The 15,716-nt window shown below is 62.2% G+C and carries 19 protein-coding genes; 10 read left to right on the top strand and 9 right to left on the bottom strand.

The window, feature by feature from the left end; genetic code table 11:
- Positions 1-88 precede the first annotated feature (88 nt).
- From GKC41_RS06090 to msrB, 5 genes are all read right to left on the bottom strand, one after another.
- Positions 89-1,849: a spermidine synthase gene (locus GKC41_RS06090; protein WP_229281671.1), complete on the bottom strand. Its 1,761-nt coding sequence runs from the start codon at positions 1,847-1,849 to the stop codon at positions 89-91.
- A gap of 117 nt (positions 1,850-1,966) precedes the next feature.
- Positions 1,967-2,350, bottom strand: coding sequence for a 50S ribosomal protein L20 (gene rplT / locus GKC41_RS06085; RefSeq protein ID WP_015021618.1), 384 nt, complete (start codon positions 2,348-2,350; stop codon positions 1,967-1,969).
- 48 nt (positions 2,351-2,398) lie between these two features.
- Positions 2,399-2,593, bottom strand: coding sequence for a 50S ribosomal protein L35 (rpmI, locus tag GKC41_RS06080; protein WP_015021617.1), 195 nt, complete (start codon positions 2,591-2,593; stop codon positions 2,399-2,401).
- Positions 2,574-3,245: a translation initiation factor IF-3 gene (infC, locus tag GKC41_RS06075; RefSeq protein WP_029676114.1), complete on the bottom strand. Its 672-nt coding sequence runs from the start codon at positions 3,243-3,245 to the stop codon at positions 2,574-2,576. The genes rpmI and infC overlap by 20 nt, the downstream gene beginning before the upstream one ends.
- A 238-nt stretch (positions 3,246-3,483) precedes the next feature.
- Positions 3,484-4,461, bottom strand: a complete 978-nt coding sequence (msrB, locus tag GKC41_RS06070) for a peptide-methionine (R)-S-oxide reductase MsrB (protein ID WP_154313397.1) — start codon at positions 4,459-4,461, stop codon at positions 3,484-3,486.
- Positions 4,462-4,632: 171 nt separating this feature from the next.
- On the opposite strand from msrB, the gene GKC41_RS06065 reads away from it, so the two are divergent.
- The 5 genes from GKC41_RS06065 (at position 4,633) to gap (ending at position 8,203) form a co-directional block, all read left to right on the top strand.
- Complete coding sequence (locus GKC41_RS06065) at positions 4,633-5,370, top strand: AzlC family ABC transporter permease (protein ID WP_195760189.1); 738 nt, start codon at positions 4,633-4,635, stop codon at positions 5,368-5,370.
- Positions 5,367-5,723, top strand: a complete 357-nt coding sequence (locus tag GKC41_RS06060) for a branched-chain amino acid transporter permease (protein WP_029677988.1) — start codon at positions 5,367-5,369, stop codon at positions 5,721-5,723. Before GKC41_RS06065 ends, GKC41_RS06060 begins: the two co-directional genes overlap by 4 nt.
- 14 nt (positions 5,724-5,737) lie before the next feature.
- Positions 5,738-6,514: a thiamine diphosphokinase gene (locus GKC41_RS06055; protein ID WP_195760188.1), complete on the top strand. Its 777-nt coding sequence runs from the start codon at positions 5,738-5,740 to the stop codon at positions 6,512-6,514.
- A gap of 39 nt (positions 6,515-6,553) precedes the next feature.
- Complete coding sequence (locus GKC41_RS06050) at positions 6,554-6,958, top strand: arsenate reductase family protein (protein WP_154313395.1); 405 nt, start codon at positions 6,554-6,556, stop codon at positions 6,956-6,958.
- Between the two features lie 189 nt (positions 6,959-7,147).
- A complete protein-coding gene (gap, locus tag GKC41_RS06045) occupies positions 7,148-8,203 on the top strand; it encodes a type I glyceraldehyde-3-phosphate dehydrogenase (protein WP_154313394.1) in 1,056 nt (351 codons plus the stop codon).
- Positions 8,204-8,276: 73 nt separating this feature from the next.
- Here gap and GKC41_RS06040 read toward each other — a convergent pair whose 3' ends face one another.
- The gene (locus GKC41_RS06040) at positions 8,277-8,873 is read right to left on the bottom strand and encodes a DedA family protein (RefSeq protein WP_154313393.1); all 597 of its coding nucleotides are present in this window, start codon (positions 8,871-8,873) and stop codon (positions 8,277-8,279) included.
- Positions 8,874-8,949: 76 nt separating this feature from the next.
- Here GKC41_RS06040 and ybaK point away from each other — a divergent pair, with 76 nt between their 5' ends.
- Positions 8,950-9,456 (top strand): Cys-tRNA(Pro) deacylase, encoded by a 507-nt coding sequence (gene ybaK, locus GKC41_RS06035; RefSeq protein WP_154313392.1) that lies wholly within the window; start codon positions 8,950-8,952, stop codon positions 9,454-9,456.
- 18 nt (positions 9,457-9,474) lie between these two features.
- Here ybaK and GKC41_RS06030 read toward each other — a convergent pair whose 3' ends face one another.
- Entirely contained in the window at positions 9,475-10,548 is a 1,074-nt protein-coding gene (locus GKC41_RS06030; protein ID WP_324612065.1) for a 4-hydroxy-3-methylbut-2-enyl diphosphate reductase, read from the bottom strand.
- Positions 10,549-10,720: 172 nt separating this feature from the next.
- Here GKC41_RS06030 and GKC41_RS06025 point away from each other — a divergent pair, with 172 nt between their 5' ends.
- Positions 10,721-11,689, top strand: a complete 969-nt coding sequence (locus tag GKC41_RS06025) for an aldose 1-epimerase family protein (protein WP_154313391.1) — start codon at positions 10,721-10,723, stop codon at positions 11,687-11,689.
- A gap of 96 nt (positions 11,690-11,785) precedes the next feature.
- Positions 11,786-11,860 carry a 50S ribosomal protein bL37 gene (locus GKC41_RS09100; RefSeq protein ID WP_099327425.1) on the top strand — a complete coding sequence of 25 codons (75 nt, stop codon included), beginning with the start codon at positions 11,786-11,788 and terminating at the stop codon, positions 11,858-11,860.
- 166 nt (positions 11,861-12,026) lie between these two features.
- On the opposite strand, the gene GKC41_RS06020 is transcribed toward GKC41_RS09100, so the two are convergent.
- Positions 12,027-12,314, bottom strand: a complete 288-nt coding sequence (locus tag GKC41_RS06020) for a hypothetical protein (RefSeq protein WP_195760187.1) — start codon at positions 12,312-12,314, stop codon at positions 12,027-12,029.
- 39 nt (positions 12,315-12,353) lie between these two features.
- Positions 12,354-12,974: a sigma-70 family RNA polymerase sigma factor gene (locus tag GKC41_RS06015; RefSeq protein ID WP_154313442.1), complete on the bottom strand. Its 621-nt coding sequence runs from the start codon at positions 12,972-12,974 to the stop codon at positions 12,354-12,356.
- Between the two features lie 151 nt (positions 12,975-13,125).
- Here GKC41_RS06015 and GKC41_RS06010 point away from each other — a divergent pair, with 151 nt between their 5' ends.
- Both GKC41_RS06010 and GKC41_RS06005 read left to right on the top strand, forming a co-directional pair.
- Entirely contained in the window at positions 13,126-13,884 is a 759-nt protein-coding gene (locus tag GKC41_RS06010) for an exonuclease domain-containing protein (protein ID WP_154313390.1), read from the top strand.
- A gap of 187 nt (positions 13,885-14,071) precedes the next feature.
- A complete protein-coding gene (locus GKC41_RS06005; protein WP_154313389.1) occupies positions 14,072-15,640 on the top strand; it encodes a Mur ligase family protein in 1,569 nt (522 codons plus the stop codon).
- Positions 15,641-15,716 lie beyond the last annotated feature (76 nt).

Here is a 15,716-nt window from a genome sequence, read left to right as displayed (position 1 = left end):
CTCTTTCATCAGTGCTGGTCTCAGGCCATAGTAACGCTACGCTCCTCTGTTTCCATGCTTCCAACGCGCTTGGGATTGAGACGACCGCCTAGGAGACCTCACGGATCAGCCCTTGAATCCCCTCCTGCTGAAGAATGCGTCGGTAGGGGCCGGCCTCCCTGCTGATGATGCCGTCGATGGCGTGCATGCCCAGCAACTCCACCGGCGCATTGTCATCGGTCAATACCCTCCCCTTTGCATTTCCAACCGTGCGCAGGCGGGAGCTGACCTGCTCCATCATCTGGGACAGGTCCGGATCAGGACTGACCCTGGAGGCAGCTTCTGCCAGCAGGTCAGAACCAGGATAGTCCCGCATCGCTGCCTTCTTGAGTCCCCCAGATTCCGCAAAAGCCTCGGAAACTGGGCGACGAGCAAAGAGCTCGCGATTGGTGGTCTGGGGCACGTCGGCCATCAGAATGGCGTCGGATCCGAAGACCCTGGTGATGGTGTTGGTCAGGGCTGCATTGATGGACCCCTGGCCGTCGTCGATCATGTTCATGTTGACCACCATGACACCACCCGGATTCAGGTGCTTCCTGACCAGGTTGAAGAACTCGGTGGAGCTCATCTGGAAGGGTATGGTGATGTCCTGATAGGCATCGACCATGATCAGATCATAGCGCTGAGCGCTGGCTGCCAGCCAGGCTCGCCCGTCGTATGTGGAAACCGGAATATCACTGGGCTGATCGAAATACTTGATGGCCAGATCGCTGATGGTCCGATCGATCTCAACCCCCTGGATGGCCATCCGAGGATAGTACCGCCTCAGCTGCCGGGCGTAGGTCCCTGTCCCCATCCCCAGAATCAGGGCCGAGCGGGCCTGATCGGCCATGAGCGGCGCCGCCAGGGCTGTGTCGTAGTACATGCCGGTCATCCCGGGATGCTTCATGGTCACCGACTGGACGCCGAAGAGCACGTTGGTGGAAAGGATGGTTCTGTCCGCCAGGGTTTTGACCTGCAGGTAGTTGTAGATGGACTCGCCCTCGTAGGCCAGGCCCTTCTCCCAGAAGGCGAACCCCGTCATCGGGGACAGGGCGGCCGAGACCACAAAGGCCACCGTGGCGATCAGGCAGGCCAAGCGGTGGGCTTGGGAGGAAAGAAAGTAGGCCAAGGCCACCAGGAGCAGTATCCCGGAGAAGATCAGGAAGGTGACGAAGGTCCCTACGGCAGGGATGGTCACGAAGGTGGGCAGGAAGGTGCCCAGGATGGACCCCACGGTGTTGCAGGCGCTGAGTCGACCGACCACCGAAGCGTTGTCGTCCAGGGAGTCGGTGGCGCTCTTGACCAGGCCGGGGGTGATGGTGCCCAGGAGGAAGAGGGGCGGAACAAAGATGATCAGGCAGGAGATGAAGGCCGCCAGGACCAGGAAATTCGTGGAGACGGCCACGATCAGAAGTCCAGAGATCAGGATGATCAGATACTTGCCGACCAGGGGGATCAGGGCGATCCAGACGGCCGCGGCCATAATGCACAGGTAGAGCCTGTCCGGGTCAGGATTTCTATCGGCCCAGCGACCGCCGATAACGGCGCCCAGGGCCAGGGCAATCATGATGGTCCCGATGATGATGGTCCACACGATCTGGGAGGACGAGAAGTAAGGAGCCAGCAGACGGGAGGCCCCGAGCTCGGCGGCCATGACGGCCATCCCCGAGAAGAACTCCGTCACATAGAGAAAAACCCGCGACCGCAAAATAGGGCGCGGCTGACTGAATCCGGCCCGCTTGGCAGTGCCGCTGCCCGGTGATGGACTGACCTGATCCGCCGATTCTGCCGAGACAGCCGATGCGTCTAGGCTGTGATCATCGTTCATGGCGGCTCCCGGCATCATTGTCGTCAATCAACTTACCGTCCCCCTGAGGAATGGTCAAATATGCAAAGAACCCCGCGAAAGGCGAGGTTCCTGCAATACGGTGTTCAGGTCCGCTGATCAGGCAGCGACCGGAGCGTTCACATCGGCAGGCAGGGCCTTCTTGGCCTCGGCCACGATGGCGTTGAAGGTGTCGATGTCGTTGACGACCAGGTCGGCCAGGGCACGGCGGTCCAGCTCGATCCCGGCCAGGCGCAGCCCCTGGATGAAGCGGTTGTAGGTGATTCCCTGGGCGCGGCATCCGGCGTTGATGCGCTGGATCCACAGCTTGCGGAAGTCGCCCTTGCGGGCCTTGCGGTCCCGGAAGTTGTATGTATATGAATGGAGCAGCTGCTCCTTGGCCTTGCGGTAGAGACGGGAGCGCTGGCCACGGTAGCCTGACGCCCGCTCCAGGACGACCCGACGCTTCTTATGCGCGTTGACTGCCCGCTTGACTCGTGCCATAGATATTCCTCAGCTTTCTAAAATCTCACTCGACGCGACAGCACCCGCTCAGCGGGCCAGCATCCTCTTCATGTTCTTGGACTGGGTCGGAGCGAGCACCTCGTCAGTGGACAGGTGACGACGCTTCTTGGCCGACTTGTGCTCCAGATTGTGGCGCATACCGGTCCCGGCGTGCATGAGCTTGCCCGAACCTGTGGTCCGGACGCGCTTGGATGCGGCGGAGTTACTTTTCATCTTCGGCATTGCTGCCCTCCTTGGATTTCATCTGCTTGGGAGAAGTATTGTTGTCGGCCTTGGCAGCCAGATGGGCCGCCTGACGGGCCTTGCGCTCGGCACGGGCCTGGCCGCCCCGCCGACGCTGCTCGGACTGGGTGTGGACCTTCTTGCCCTTGGGCGAGAGGGTCATGATGATGTTGCGCCCCTCCTGCTTGGGGGCAAACTCGATGGAGCCCAGATCCGCGACGTCGTCAGCCAGCTTGCGCAGGAGCTCCACGCCGCCGATGGGCCGGGACTGCTCGCGCCCACGCAGCATGATGGTGACCTTGACCTTGTCCCCGGCGGACAGGAAGCGGCGCACGTGCCCCTCCTTGACCTCGAAGTCGTGGTCGTCGATCTTCAATCTGAAGCGGATCTCCTTGATCTCCGACATGCTCTGGTTGCGGCGCGCCTCACGAGCCTTGATCTTCTCGTTGTATTTGAACTTGCCGTAATCAATGAGCTTGGCGACCGGAGGCTTGGCCTTGGGTGCAACCTCGACCAGGTCAAGGTTGGCCTCCTTGGCCAGGTTGAGGGCGACGGAGGTCGCAATGATTCCCACCTGCTCGCCGTTGGGCCCGATCAGGCGTACCTGAGACACTCGTATATCGTCGTTAATCCTTGGTTCGTCGCTAATGATGACTCCTTCTCAAATACCACAACATCCACTGCCCAGCGAAGAACCCATAGTTTCGAACATGACTGTCGCAGCCGTATGGCAGTGAAACAGCCAATACCCGCACCGCACAAGATGACGGCCGACCGTCACCGGCGCAGGTCGAACCCGAAGCCATGGAAGGCCCCCAGGTGGGATCATCCGCTTTCTTGATTTCTCAAGCCGAGAAGCAGTATAGCACAACCCTCAGGACCGGGCCTGGTCAGGCGGTTGCTCCGTCCACCAGGGGCAGATAGTCTCCGTAGCCCTCCTCCTCCATCCGGTCCCGCGGCACGAACCGCAGGGCGGCGGAGTTCATGCAGTAGCGCTGCCCGCCACGGTCGGCCGGACCGTCGTCGAAAACGTGCCCAAGATGGATGCCGGTCTGTGCCGTCCGCACCTCGATCCGGGGCCGACCCAGCAGCTTGTAGTCCTTGCGGTTGACCAGCAGGTCGGGATCGATGGGCTTGGTGAATGCGGGCCAGCCACATCCGGAATCGTACTTGTCCGCGGATGAGAAGAGCGGCTGCCCGCTGACCACGTCCACATAGATGCCGGGGCGGAACTCCCCGTCGTAGGCGTTGGCGAAGGGCCGCTCGGTGGCCGCGTGCTGGGTCACCTCGTAGCTTTCAGGATCCAGGGACCAGATGCGCTCGATGTAGCGCTGGCGGGAGGCGGCGTTGGCAATGGCCTCCAGCGGGATGTGGCAGTATCCGCCGGGGTTCTTGAGCAGGTAGTCCTGGTGGGACTCCTCCGCCGGATAGAAGTTGATCAGGGCCTCCACCTGCACAGCGGGATGACGGCCGGTCCTGCGCTCCAGTTCCTCCAAGGCGCGTCGGAAGACGGGCTCCTCCTGCTCGCGATGCTCGGGATCCCAGTAGAGGCCGCTCCGATACTGCCGGCCCCGGTCGTTACCCTGCCGATCCACCGAGAAGGGGTCGATCACATCCAGCAGAAGCAGGGTCAGGGTCCGCAGACTGACCGCATGGGGATCATAGGTCAGCCGCACGCTCTCCACGGCGTCGGTGACACCGCTGCAGACCTGCTCATAGCTGGGGTTGGGCACTGTGGACTGGGCGTATCCCACCTGCGTGTCGATGATCCCGTCCACCTCCTGGAAGAACCGCTCGATGCCCCAGAAGCATCCTCCAGCCAGAACGACCGTGGCCGGGTTGTTGGTCGAAATCTTGTTCTTATCCATGATTCCTCCTCGCATACTTCTGCCTTTGCTAGGCTCAACAGGAGCCGGAGAGCGCCTATTCCGACCCTGTTACGTCTTGACAGCCTTCTCACATTGTCGACCGGCTTGCCCCAGCAGCGTAAGAGGCGATTATCATATGACCATCTCCAAATCGAAGTCAGGAGGCGGGTCATGCAGCGAGCGCAGGAAGATGCTGACGAAGACGCGAGGTCCGCCGGGACCATTCTGGGCTCCCTGGCTGCGGCCTTCCCACGGACCCTGCCCATCATGGCCGGATTTCTGGTGCTGGGGATCTCCTACGGCTTTCTGATGACCAGCCGCGGATTCCCGGTGATCTATCCGCTGGCCATGAGTGCCCTGATCTATGCCGGGTCCATGGAGTTCGTGACCGTGGACCTGCTCTTGTCCAGCTTCAATCCCTGGGGTGCGCTGATGCTGACCCTGATGGTCAATGCACGGCACCTTTTCTATGGCCTGGCCATGCTGCCGGTCTTTCGAGGGACGGGCCGGAAGAAGCCCTACCTGATCTTCGGCATGTGTGATGAGACCTTCGCTCTGGAGTCTGCCGATCCTCATCCTGCCGGAACCGACAAGGGCTGGTACCTCTTCTTCGTCACCCTGCTCAACCAGATCTACTGGGTGGGCGGCGCCACCCTGGGTGCCGTACTGGGCAACCTGGCGAACTTCGACACCAGGGGGCTGGATTTCGTGCTGACCGCCATGTTCCTGGTGCTCTTCCTGGAGCAGTGGCGACAGGCCGAGGCCCGCGTGCCGGCCCTGATCGGTCTGCTGGCCTCGCTGGCCTGCCTGCTGGTCTTCGGACCCGACCGGTTCATCATCCCGTCCATGGTGGCCATCCTGGCCATCTTCATCCTCTTGGACTTCCACAGCCAAAGGGAGGCCTCATGACCACTGCGCAGCAACTGATCACCATAGGCATTGTGGTCCTGGGAACCATGGCCACCAGATTCCTGCCCTTCATAATCTGGCCGGAGGGGCGTCGGCCGCCGGCACTGGTGACCCGGCTGGGACGTCTGCTGCCCGCCGCCGTCATGGGACTGCTGGTGGTCTATTCCTTGAGGCACACCAACCTGATGGGAGGCGACCACGGGCTCTATGAAGCTCTGGCTCTGCTAGTCACGGCCCTGGTCCACCTGCGCTGGCGGAACATGATGGTCAGCATCGCCTGCGGCACCCTGACCTACATGGCCTTGGTGCAAGGGTGGCTGATCTTCCTGATCCGTCTGGTTGGTCTGGGATGATGGGGACGCGTCCAATGGGCGAGCGCAGAAAGAAGAATCTTATGCAGGATGACGGTCAGTCTGCTCAGGGACTGCTCTGCCGGATCTGGGGCGCCGGACAATACTTTGGCGAAGAGGTGGCACGCGGAGGACAGGCCCTGGTCATCGCGGCGGACGGAGGACTGGAGCCGGCCCTGGATCATGGTGACGAGCCCGACCTGGTCGTGGGCGACTTCGACTCCCTGCCCGCTGGTAGCCGAAGGCTACGAACAGACATCCCCCGCCGGGTCCTGCCTGCCGAGAAGGACGATACGGACCTGCTGGCTGCAGTCAAAGTGGGCTGGCAGCGGGGTTGCCGACGATTCCTTATATATGGTGGCCTGGGCGGGCGTATGGACCACACGCTGGCCAACCTGAATCTGATCCACATGATTGCAGCCAGCGGGGGCCGGGCCGAACTCTGGGGCCAGGGGATGCTTGTCACGGCACTTGGCCCCGGAAACCTGGACTTCCCCGCCTGGGACTGCCCGCCCAGGTCCATGGTCTCCGTCCTGGCAGCCGACGACCAGGCCCTGGGCGTAGTCGAGCAGGGCCTCAAATATCAGACGGACGGCATGACCATGACCAACCAGCAGGTGACCGGCGTCAGCAACGAGTTCCTGACCGGCAGGCCCGCACACATAGCCTTGAAGCAGGGAACTGTGTTCGTCACCTACCCCACTTCGGCGCCCGAGCCGGTCTGGAGCACCAGCCTGGTGCCCAAGGCCGACCTGGGCTCCCTGGAGACCCGGCCCTCCCGACGGCTGGCCTGAGCCTCTTTTGACTTGAAATCCTACTTGGAAAGGAAAACTATGACAGCATCACCTACACCCGAACACCCACTCTTCATCTGCTACAGCCGCTGCTCCACCTGCGCCAAGGCCCGCACCTGGCTGCGTGACCACAATGTGGACTTCACCGAGAGAGACATCAAGGGGGACCACCCCACCCAGGAGGAACTGACCGAATGGCTGAACATGAGCGGCCTGCCCGTTCGGCGATTCTTCAACACCTCGGGTCAGGCCTATCGCAGCCTGGGCCTGAGCAAGCGCCTGCCGCAGATGGATACGGAGCAGGCTCTGCAACTGCTGTCGACCGACGGCATGCTGGTCAAGCGTCCCATTCTGCTGGACGGCCGGCATGTCCTGGTCGGATTCCACCAGCAGCAGTGGGAGGATTGGCTGGCCGATACGAACGAAAATCCTCACAATTCCTGATCGTTTTGTTGCGCAAACAAACAACAAAACCTACCAATTTTTTTGTTCGTTTTTTCCTTGGCAGAACCCGCGTAATCGCTTGCTATAAGTACACAGGGTTCTATAAACTATGAGATGTTATCAGTAATCGGCCATATACGGTCCGGTAATTTTTGTGCTGTATACGGCCAATCTCCAAGGGAGAATTGAATGACAGTAAAGATTGGCATCAACGGATTCGGACGCATCGGTCGTCTGGCCTTCCGGCGCATCTTTGAGCTCCAGGCCCGTGGCGGCGACGCCTCCAACATCGAGGTTGCCGCCATCAACGATCTGACCACCCCGGCCATTCTGGCCTATCTGCTCAAGTACGACAGCACCCAGGGCACCTTCCGTCACGACGACGGCACCAATGTGTCGGTCACCTCAACCGACACCGCCATCGTGGTGGACGGCAAGGAGATCCCGGTCTACGCCGAGAAGGATGCCAACAACATCCCCTGGGTCAAGAACGACGGCGTGGACTACGTGCTGGAGTGCACCGGCTTCTACACCTCCTCCGAGAAGTCCCAGGCCCACCTGAACGCCGGGGCCAAGAAGGTTCTGATCTCCGCTCCCGCCAAGGACGACACCACGCCCACCGTGGTCTACGGCGTCAACGAGAAGACCCTGAAGCCTTCCGACAAGATCATCTCCGCCGGATCCTGCACCACCGGCTCCCTGGCCGCCATGGTCAAGATGCTGGATGACAACTTCGGCATCCGCATCGGCTACATGACCACCATCCACGCCTACACCGGCTCCCAGATGCTGCTGGACGGCCCCAAGGGCAACAAGCCGCGGAACACCCGCGCCGCCGCCATCAACACCATCGAGCACTCCACCGGTGCCGCCAAGGCCATCGGCAAGGTCGTTCCCTCCGTTGACGGCAAGCTGCAGGGCCATGCACAGCGTGTGGCCGTTCCCTCCGGCTCCGTCACCGAGCTGACCTGCGTCCTGGACAAGAAGGTCACCGTCGACGAGATCAACGACGCCGCCAAGAAGGCCTTCGAGGGCAAGGACTACTTCGGCTACAACGACGAGGGCATCGTCTCCTCCGACGTGATCGGCGACACCCACGGTGGCATCTTCGATCCCACGCAGACCGATGTCAACACCTATGGTGACGACCAGCTGGTCCGCACCGTTGCCTTCTACGACAACGAGTACGGCTTCACCAGCAACATGATCCGCACCCTGCTCTACTTCGCCGAACTGGGCGACTGAGCATCCGGCCAGTTCCTCCGGCCATAGCGATTATGGGGTCCGTTCCCTATGGGGGCGGGCCCCTTGTTTGTATTCAGCGCCTCCGGGTGAGCGCCCGCATGGCCAGGTCGCAGACCAGGCCTACGACCATACCCGCCAAAAAGCCGATGGCCATAACGGCCAGAGGGTTGTTCTCCAGCCAGGAGGCGGCCAGATACCCCAGGGTCCACATATAAATCGACCAGAGCAGACCTGCCAGGGCAGCCAGGGGCAGGTAACGGTTCAGCGGATACCGCGCCGCGCCGGCCGTCAGATTGACCACGGTCCGGCCCGAGGGAACGAAGCGCGAGGCCAGTGTGAAGAATCCGCCTCCCCGCAGCAGGGCCCGGTGGGCCCATGAGGTCACAGCCTTGCCTGCGGCACCTCGGAAGACAGCCAGCCGATTCAGGGGGACCAGCCGCCCCAGCCCATAGGTGCAGGCATCGCCGCCCGCGAAGGCCAGGGCGCATACCAGAAAGACCAGGACGGGCAGGGGTCGCCCCGAGGCCCGAAAGGCCGAAGCTGTGGCCAGGACCATGAGCTCCGTGGGTATGGGAATAATCAGGGCATCCAGAAAGGCGGCCAGGAACAGCACGGCCAGCCCCCAGCCGCCTGTCACCGCATCGAGCAGCCAGGCATTGACAGCGGTCATGGACCACCCTTTCCGCGCGATCGCATCAAAGACACCCCTCAGCCTACCTGAACGGTCAGTACCTTAGCATGGAGTCATGAGCAAGAAGAAGCGGGCAGACTCAGATGCCGCGACTCCGGCCATGGCCCAGCTGGAGCGTCTGGGGGTTCCCTTCGCGATCCACGAGTATCAACACAATGCGGACCACATGGACCAGGGGTACGGCATCGAGGCCGCCAAAAAGCTGGGCCTGGACCCGCGCACGGTCTACAAGACCCTGATGGCCGACACGGGCAAGGAGCGGGTCATCGGCATAGTACCGGTGACCGGCCACCTGAACCTCAAGCACCTGGCGGCAGCTGTAGGCGCCAAGAAAGCAAAAATGGCCGACAAGGCCCAGGCCGAACGAGAGAGCGGATACGTCCTGGGCGGTATATCGCCTTTCGGACAGCGCACCCAACACGTGACCGTGCTGGACCAGGGCGCATTGGAGTTCGACACCATCATGGTCTCCGGCGGCAAGCGTGGCATCAGCCTTGGGCTGGACCCTCGGGATCTGATCCGTGTCCTCAAGGCCAAGACCGCACCTCTAGCCACCGACTGAAAGATCTGAGCGGTGGCCTTAGCCCTGTGGTTGCGGGACTTTCTTTGATGCGCGTGCTGAACGAAGGGCGGCAGGCAGAACGAAGTGCATGTGCTCATCGACTGCTCGTTCCCGGGTCACCTGGGTGAACCCTCGGGCAGCCAGGGTCTCCAGCACCCCCTGAACCAGGTTTTCGGGAACCGAGGCACCCGAGGTGAGTCCTACCGAATCCATGCCCTGCAGCCAGGTCGGGTCCAGCTCGCCAGCATCGTCGACCCGATGGGCCCTCTGCTGGCCCTGACCGGGGAAACGCGCATCCAGGGCCTGACGGGCCACCTCGACCAGACGCACCGAATTGGAGGAGTTGGCCGACCCCACCACAATCATGCAGTCCGCCTGACCGGCCACCAGCTTGACCGCCTGCTGCCTGTTCTGGGTGGCGTAGCAGATGTCCGAGCCCGGTGGCTCCTGAATCCAGGGGAAGCGTCGGCGCAGGGCCGCAGCCAGGTCGGCGGTCTCGTCAAGGCTCAGAGTGGTCTGTGTCAGCATGACCAGCGGGGTGTCGGGTCCGAAGTCCAAAGCCTCAATATCATCCTCATTCTCCACCAGATGAACCCGGTCCGGGGCCTCCCCCATGACTCCGATAGCCTCGTCGTGCCCCCGGTGGCCTATGTAAATGATCCGGTAGCCGTCGCGAACGAAGCGCTGGACCTCCCGGTGGACCTTGCTGACCAGTGGGCATGAGGCATCGACCACGCGCATCCCCCGCCGCTGGGCCTCCTTGACGACCGAGGGGGCGATTCCATGGGCCGAGAAGACCACAGGGACCCCGGCACGGACGGCCTGGTCGGGAATCTGGTCCAGCTCATCCACGAACACGGCCCCCCGCCGGGACAGGTCCTCGACCACATGCCGGTTGTGGACTATCTGCCGGCGCACATAGACCGGTGGCAGACCCTGATCCTGGTGGGGGTTGTCCGCATCCAGGATGGTCTGCACGGTCTGGATGGCTCGGTCCACCCCCGCGCAGAACCCGCGTGGATCAGCCAGAATGACCCGCCCCCGCCCCTGTGGGGTCGGCTGTTCGCACACGGTGGTCCGAAATCCTGCCACTGCCGCTCCTTATCGATGTCAATCCGGACGGTTCCGGACAATGCAAGTCCATGGTAGAAAGCCGGAGAGCACCCCGGTAGTCCATCCGCCACTCTTTCACCAAGAAGCCAAGACCACTCAGGCGCTAGGATGGTGGCGTACCAAGCATCAACGGCACTATGGAAGTGGGAGCATGCATACGAACGAGATGATGGGCGGGGCCGTGCCCCGGACAGGACAGCAGTACAGCATCCGTCACGGGGACTACGAGGCGGTGGTGACCGAGCTGGGAGCCATCCTGCGCGTTCTGAAATACCGGGGAAAGGACCTGCTGGCCTCATTCGACCCGGATGGAACCGTACCCTGCAGCAACGGGAACGTGCTGGTCCCCTTCCCCAACCGGATCGAGGACGGCACCTACGAATTCCAGGGCCACACCTACACCCTGCCCATCGACGAGCACGACCGGAACACCGCCATTCACGGGTACGGATACCGGGCCTACTGGCGGCTGCAAGCCCTGACCGAGGACTCCGTCAGCCTCTCCTGGCGGGTGCCGGACATGGGCGGATACCCCTTCGACGTGGTGGTCACCGTCACCTATACCCTGGACGACCAGGGGCTGACCATGACCACCCGTGCCCTGAACCTGGGCGATGAGGCCGCACCCTGGGCCTTCGGCATCCACCCCTGGCTGGCCAATGGCAAGCAGGGCGTCGGTGATCAGATTCAGAAGGACAACGCCCCCTGCACCCTGTCCATCCCCTGCCGCACCCATGTGGTGGTCGATCCGGACAGGCTGCTGCCCACCGGCACCGAACCCGTCCAGGGGCGAACCGATCTGCGCCAGGGCCCTGCGCTGGGCGAGGATGCGAACTTCGACGATGCCTGGACCGATGTGGAACGGGACGACGACGGCACCTGCTCGGCCTGGTTCACCCGGCCGGACGGCATCCGCATTCAGCTCTGGGGCGATGAGACCATCACCTCATGGCAGGTCTGCACCGGGACCGGCTTCGACGCGGGCATGCGCCCGGCCGGAGTTGCCGTGGAACCCATGACGGCCTATGCCAACGCCTTCAGAACTGGCCGTAACCTGGTCATTCTGCAGCCTGCCGCCATCTATACCACCCAGGTGGGTTACCGGGCACAAGAGGTCTGAGCAGCATCTGAGCATCCTGGCTGGTCGACAAAGGTCAGCCCGGTGTGCGATAATCGGCAAGGCTTATAGGTTCATCAGTAGCAAAGGAGTCCAATCATGGGCATGCGCGGACGCAAGCGCAGGGATCGCCGCAAGAAGGCCGCCAACCACGGCAAGAGGCCGAACACCTGATCGTCTGCCCCGGCACCAACGGTGCCGGGGTTTTGCATATATACGTAAAAAAAAAAAACATGGCTGCATAGGCATGACCATGATTCCTGCAATAGCCTGAACAGCCGGACAGAACCGCTGCTTTGCCGAGAAACCGGCTGAATCTACTTGACTTTATCTACTTGATCTACTTGTCCGTAGTGCGGTCCGGAGTCCCCTGCTCCAGTTCATCCATCTGATCGAACATGTGCCTGAGCCGATCCAGCAGACAGTCCGGCGCGCATTCGGGACGTAGATACCGGCGCAGCTCCTCGATGACCATGCGCTCGCGATCATCACAGCAGGATTCCGGATCGAAGCAGTCGCTGGGATCCACGCAGGAGGCATCCTGATAGATGCGCAGACTGGTGTGGGTCACCCTGACAGAGCCGCCGTCATCGTAGGCGTAGTGACTCATCTCCACGCGTCCGTCCATGCTCCTGCCCGCTTCCTGATACCCGATCTTCGGGGGCCCTCAGTGCCCCTTGCTGCTGATCTCTTTTTTTATACTAGGCCTGGCCTCAGCAGGTCCATGGCGTTCCGCTGAGGGCTTGCCTGCAGCTCCGTGCTCCTGCTGGTAGCCCCGCTCCTTGGCATACCGCTCCAGCTCCTGGCGCAGCTGCGAGCGCGCACGGTTCAGCCTGCTCATGACCGTGCCGATCTTGATGCCCTCCTCATCGGCCACCTGCTGGTAGCTCTTGCCGTCGATGGCGGCGTCGATGAAGACTCGCCGACGTTCCGGACTGAGCCGGTCCAAGGCGGCCATGATCTCCTCGGGAGCGAAGGTCTCCATGTATTCCTGCTCTGCGGACTTGAGCCCCTCGGACCCGTGTTCCGAGGCCGAATAGATGTCCCAGTCGTTGTACTCGCCGGTCGAGTCGTTGGCCCTTTGCGGGCGCCGCTTGGCCTTGTGGTACTGGTTGAAGTAGGCATTGCGCTCGATGGTGGTCATCCAGGCCTCGAAGTTGCTGCCAGGCTGGAAGCGGTCAAAGGCCTTGAATCCGCGCTCGAAAGTATCCTGGACCAGATCCTGGGCGTCATCCGGGTTGTTGGTCAGGCGCATGGCCTGACGGTAGAGCACATCGACCGCAGGCATGGCCAGGGCCTCGAATTGACGTTTTCTGCTTTCGAGTTCGCTGGTATCTGCCACACCCCTATTGTGCCATCCCCCCTCGCCCGTTGCGGTTCCGACCCGGTCGCGGGCAGGTCGCTCCTCGGTTACCATAATGGCAGAGGAGAAATCGCTTATGGAAAACACCGAGCACACAAGCATGGAGCAGGCGCTTGCGTCCGCCCCGCAGCAGGAGGGGTCGACTCGCCTGGGGGACTCCTGGCTTCTGGGGTTCGACACCGAGACCACGGGCACCAGACCGGGCAAGGACGGCATTGTCTCGGCCAGCCTGGTTCTGCGCGACCCGACCAAGGGCTACTCAGGGGATGCAGTAGCCACCTGGATAGTCAATCCGCACCGGCATATCAGCAAGGGTGCCAGTCGGGTCAACGGGTTCACCGATCAGCAGCTGGCCACCGAGGGCATGGAGCCTGAGCTGGCCACCGAGCAGATGGCCGGATTCATCGCCCGGGCCCAGGACAAGCGCATTCCCCTGCTGGCCTACAACGCCCCCTTCGACGTGCAGATGCTGGACGGGGACATCGCCCGCTGGTGCGCGGGCTCGGTCAAGCCCCTGAGCGAGGGCGATCTGCTGGTGGTGGACCCTCTTGTTCTGGACAGGGAGATCTCCCATCGGTCGGGCCGCCGCAACCTGGGAATGACCAGCGAGTACTACGGCGTCATCCCCCACGGCAACTTCCACAATGCCACGGCGGATACTGTGGCCGCCGTGGACCTGATCAAGCCCATGACCACCCTCTTCCCCCAGGTGGCCCGGATCACCATGGACTCCCTTATGGACTGGCAGCGGCAGGCACAGGCCAAGTGGCGGGAACATTTCAACCAGCACCTGATCTCCCAGGGCCGCCGCCCGGTCACCGACTCCTGGCTCTGACCTTTCATCACCGGGCAATGGTTGGCCCAGTCACTTCCGGTATGGGACCTGAAGCATATGTATATTTTCGGTCAAGGGGTGGCGGGACTCCTCTGTGCCTGCCTGGCCGGGACTATAGACTTGGACCTGGCCTCGACCGGATTGCAGTCGGGCTGAAAGAATCCCATCAGACGAGGAGGAAGACGGCATGGCGCTGACGATGGCTTCGGCCCTGGAGCTGCTGCGCAAACACGATCAGCTGCGCGAGGTAATTCAGGGTGATCGATGGACCTTGGATCAGCCGGCGGATCACTCCTCGCTCAAGCCCTTCACCGACGTCACCTACGACACCCGCCAGGCCGGACCCGGCAGCCTGCTCTTCTGCAAGGGGCATTTCCTGCCCGAATACATGGATGCCTGTGGTCCCGAAGGTCCGGCGGCCTACGTGGCCCAGCAGGACCTGTCCGCTCACACCAGCGCCCCGGGAATCATCGTCAATGACGTGCGCAAGTCCATGAGCCTGCTCTCGGCCGCCTTCTACGGCTATCCGCAGAACCAGCTGACCCTGGTGGGAATCACCGGCACCAAGGGCAAGACCACCACCGCCTACTACCTGCACGCCATGCTGGGTGAACTCTCCGGAGGCCGGACGGCCCTCTTCTCCTCTGTGGACAACTGCCTGGACGGCCGCCATTACGTGGAATCCCAGCTGACCACGCCCGAGTCGCTGGACCTCTTCCGCATGATGCGCCAGGCGGTGGATGCCGGCATGCGCTACCTGGTCATGGAGGTCTCCTCCCAGGCCTACAAGGTGGATCGCGTCTACGGACTGACCTTCGACCTGGGGGCTTTCCTGAACATCTCACCCGACCACGTCAGCCCCATGGAGCACCCCACCTTCGAGGACTATCTTTACTGCAAGCGCCGTATAGCCTACAACAGCAGGCAGCTGGTCATGGGAGCCGACATCCAGAGGGCCGACCTGATCCGCCAAGATGCCGACGCCGCCGGTATTCCAGTGACCACTTTTGGATTCGGCCAACAAGAGGCCGACTTCGTGGCCCGCAAGGCCCCGGGCAAGGGCAACGACTATCTGATCGGCCCTGCCAGTGGTCCCATGGCCCCGATCAGCCTGTCCATAGCCGGTGATTTCAACGCCTTGAACGCCATAGCCGCCTTTGCCATGCTGAACAGGCTGGGGCTGGAACCCGATGCCGATGCGCTCCACGCCATGGAGAAGATCCGCATCGCCGGCAGGATGGAATGCTTCCAAGCCGACAACCGGATTGCCTATGTCGATTACGCCCATAATTACGCCTCTATGAAGGCCTTGCTGGACTTTGTGGATGAGCACTACGGCGAGCGCAAACCTGAGATCACCCTGGTCTGCGGAGCAACCGGCGGCAGGGGTATCGACCGACGAAAGGGCATCGTCCAGGCAGCCCAGGACCGCGTCAATCGACTCATCCTGACCTCTGACGACGAAAACGAGGAGAGCTCGGAACATGTGGACCAAGAGATGCTGAGTTTCGTCACCAACGCCAACCTGAAGACCAGCATCGTACTGGACAGGACCCAGGCCATCGAACAGGGTCTTGGCCAACCGGGCCAGCCGGGGGATCGTCTGCGGATCATTCTGGTCACCGGCAAGGGCGAGGAGCGCTGGTTCAAGAATCAAGGCCGCCACGTGCCCTACGAGGGCGACGACCACGTAGTGGCACGTCTGCTGGGCACGAAAAGCTACGACCTGGGAGCCACCGGCGCAGCCAAGGTCTGACGATCCCGGCAGGTTCTAAGATGGAAAGCCGAATGCCCCGCGGCAGGGTGGGGCGCACGAGCACATGGTAGGTGGT

Source organism: Bifidobacterium asteroides (assembly GCF_009683175.1).
Lineage (GTDB): Bacteria > Actinomycetota > Actinomycetes > Actinomycetales > Bifidobacteriaceae > Bombiscardovia > Bombiscardovia asteroides_H.
Note: the sequence above shows the minus strand (reverse complement) of the source record. Positions and strands in the feature narration are given on the sequence as shown.

Excerpts from the sequence above, each read along its gene's own strand:
- GKC41_RS06090 (WP_229281671.1), bottom strand. The coding sequence starts at position 1,849 with ATGAACGATGATCACAGCCTAGACGCATCGGCTGTCTCGGCAGAATCG.
- rplT (WP_015021618.1), bottom strand. The coding sequence starts at position 2,350 with ATGGCACGAGTCAAGCGGGCAGTCAACGCGCATAAGAAGCGTCGGGTC.
- rpmI (WP_015021617.1), bottom strand. The coding sequence starts at position 2,593 with ATGCCGAAGATGAAAAGTAACTCCGCCGCATCCAAGCGCGTCCGGACC.
- msrB (WP_154313397.1), bottom strand. The coding sequence starts at position 4,461 with ATGGATAAGAACAAGATTTCGACCAACAACCCGGCCACGGTCGTTCTG.
- GKC41_RS06065 (WP_195760189.1), top strand. The coding sequence starts at position 4,633 with ATGCAGCGAGCGCAGGAAGATGCTGACGAAGACGCGAGGTCCGCCGGG.
- GKC41_RS06060 (WP_029677988.1), top strand. The coding sequence starts at position 5,367 with ATGACCACTGCGCAGCAACTGATCACCATAGGCATTGTGGTCCTGGGA.
- GKC41_RS06055 (WP_195760188.1), top strand. The coding sequence starts at position 5,738 with ATGGGCGAGCGCAGAAAGAAGAATCTTATGCAGGATGACGGTCAGTCT.
- GKC41_RS06050 (WP_154313395.1), top strand. The coding sequence starts at position 6,554 with ATGACAGCATCACCTACACCCGAACACCCACTCTTCATCTGCTACAGC.
- gap (WP_154313394.1), top strand. The coding sequence starts at position 7,148 with ATGACAGTAAAGATTGGCATCAACGGATTCGGACGCATCGGTCGTCTG.
- GKC41_RS06040 (WP_154313393.1), bottom strand. The coding sequence starts at position 8,873 with ATGACCGCTGTCAATGCCTGGCTGCTCGATGCGGTGACAGGCGGCTGG.
- ybaK (WP_154313392.1), top strand. The coding sequence starts at position 8,950 with ATGAGCAAGAAGAAGCGGGCAGACTCAGATGCCGCGACTCCGGCCATG.
- GKC41_RS06025 (WP_154313391.1), top strand. The coding sequence starts at position 10,721 with ATGCATACGAACGAGATGATGGGCGGGGCCGTGCCCCGGACAGGACAG.
- GKC41_RS06020 (WP_195760187.1), bottom strand. The coding sequence starts at position 12,314 with ATGGACGGACGCGTGGAGATGAGTCACTACGCCTACGATGACGGCGGC.
- GKC41_RS06015 (WP_154313442.1), bottom strand. The coding sequence starts at position 12,974 with ATGCCTGCGGTCGATGTGCTCTACCGTCAGGCCATGCGCCTGACCAAC.
- GKC41_RS06010 (WP_154313390.1), top strand. The coding sequence starts at position 13,126 with ATGGAAAACACCGAGCACACAAGCATGGAGCAGGCGCTTGCGTCCGCC.
- GKC41_RS06005 (WP_154313389.1), top strand. The coding sequence starts at position 14,072 with ATGGCGCTGACGATGGCTTCGGCCCTGGAGCTGCTGCGCAAACACGAT.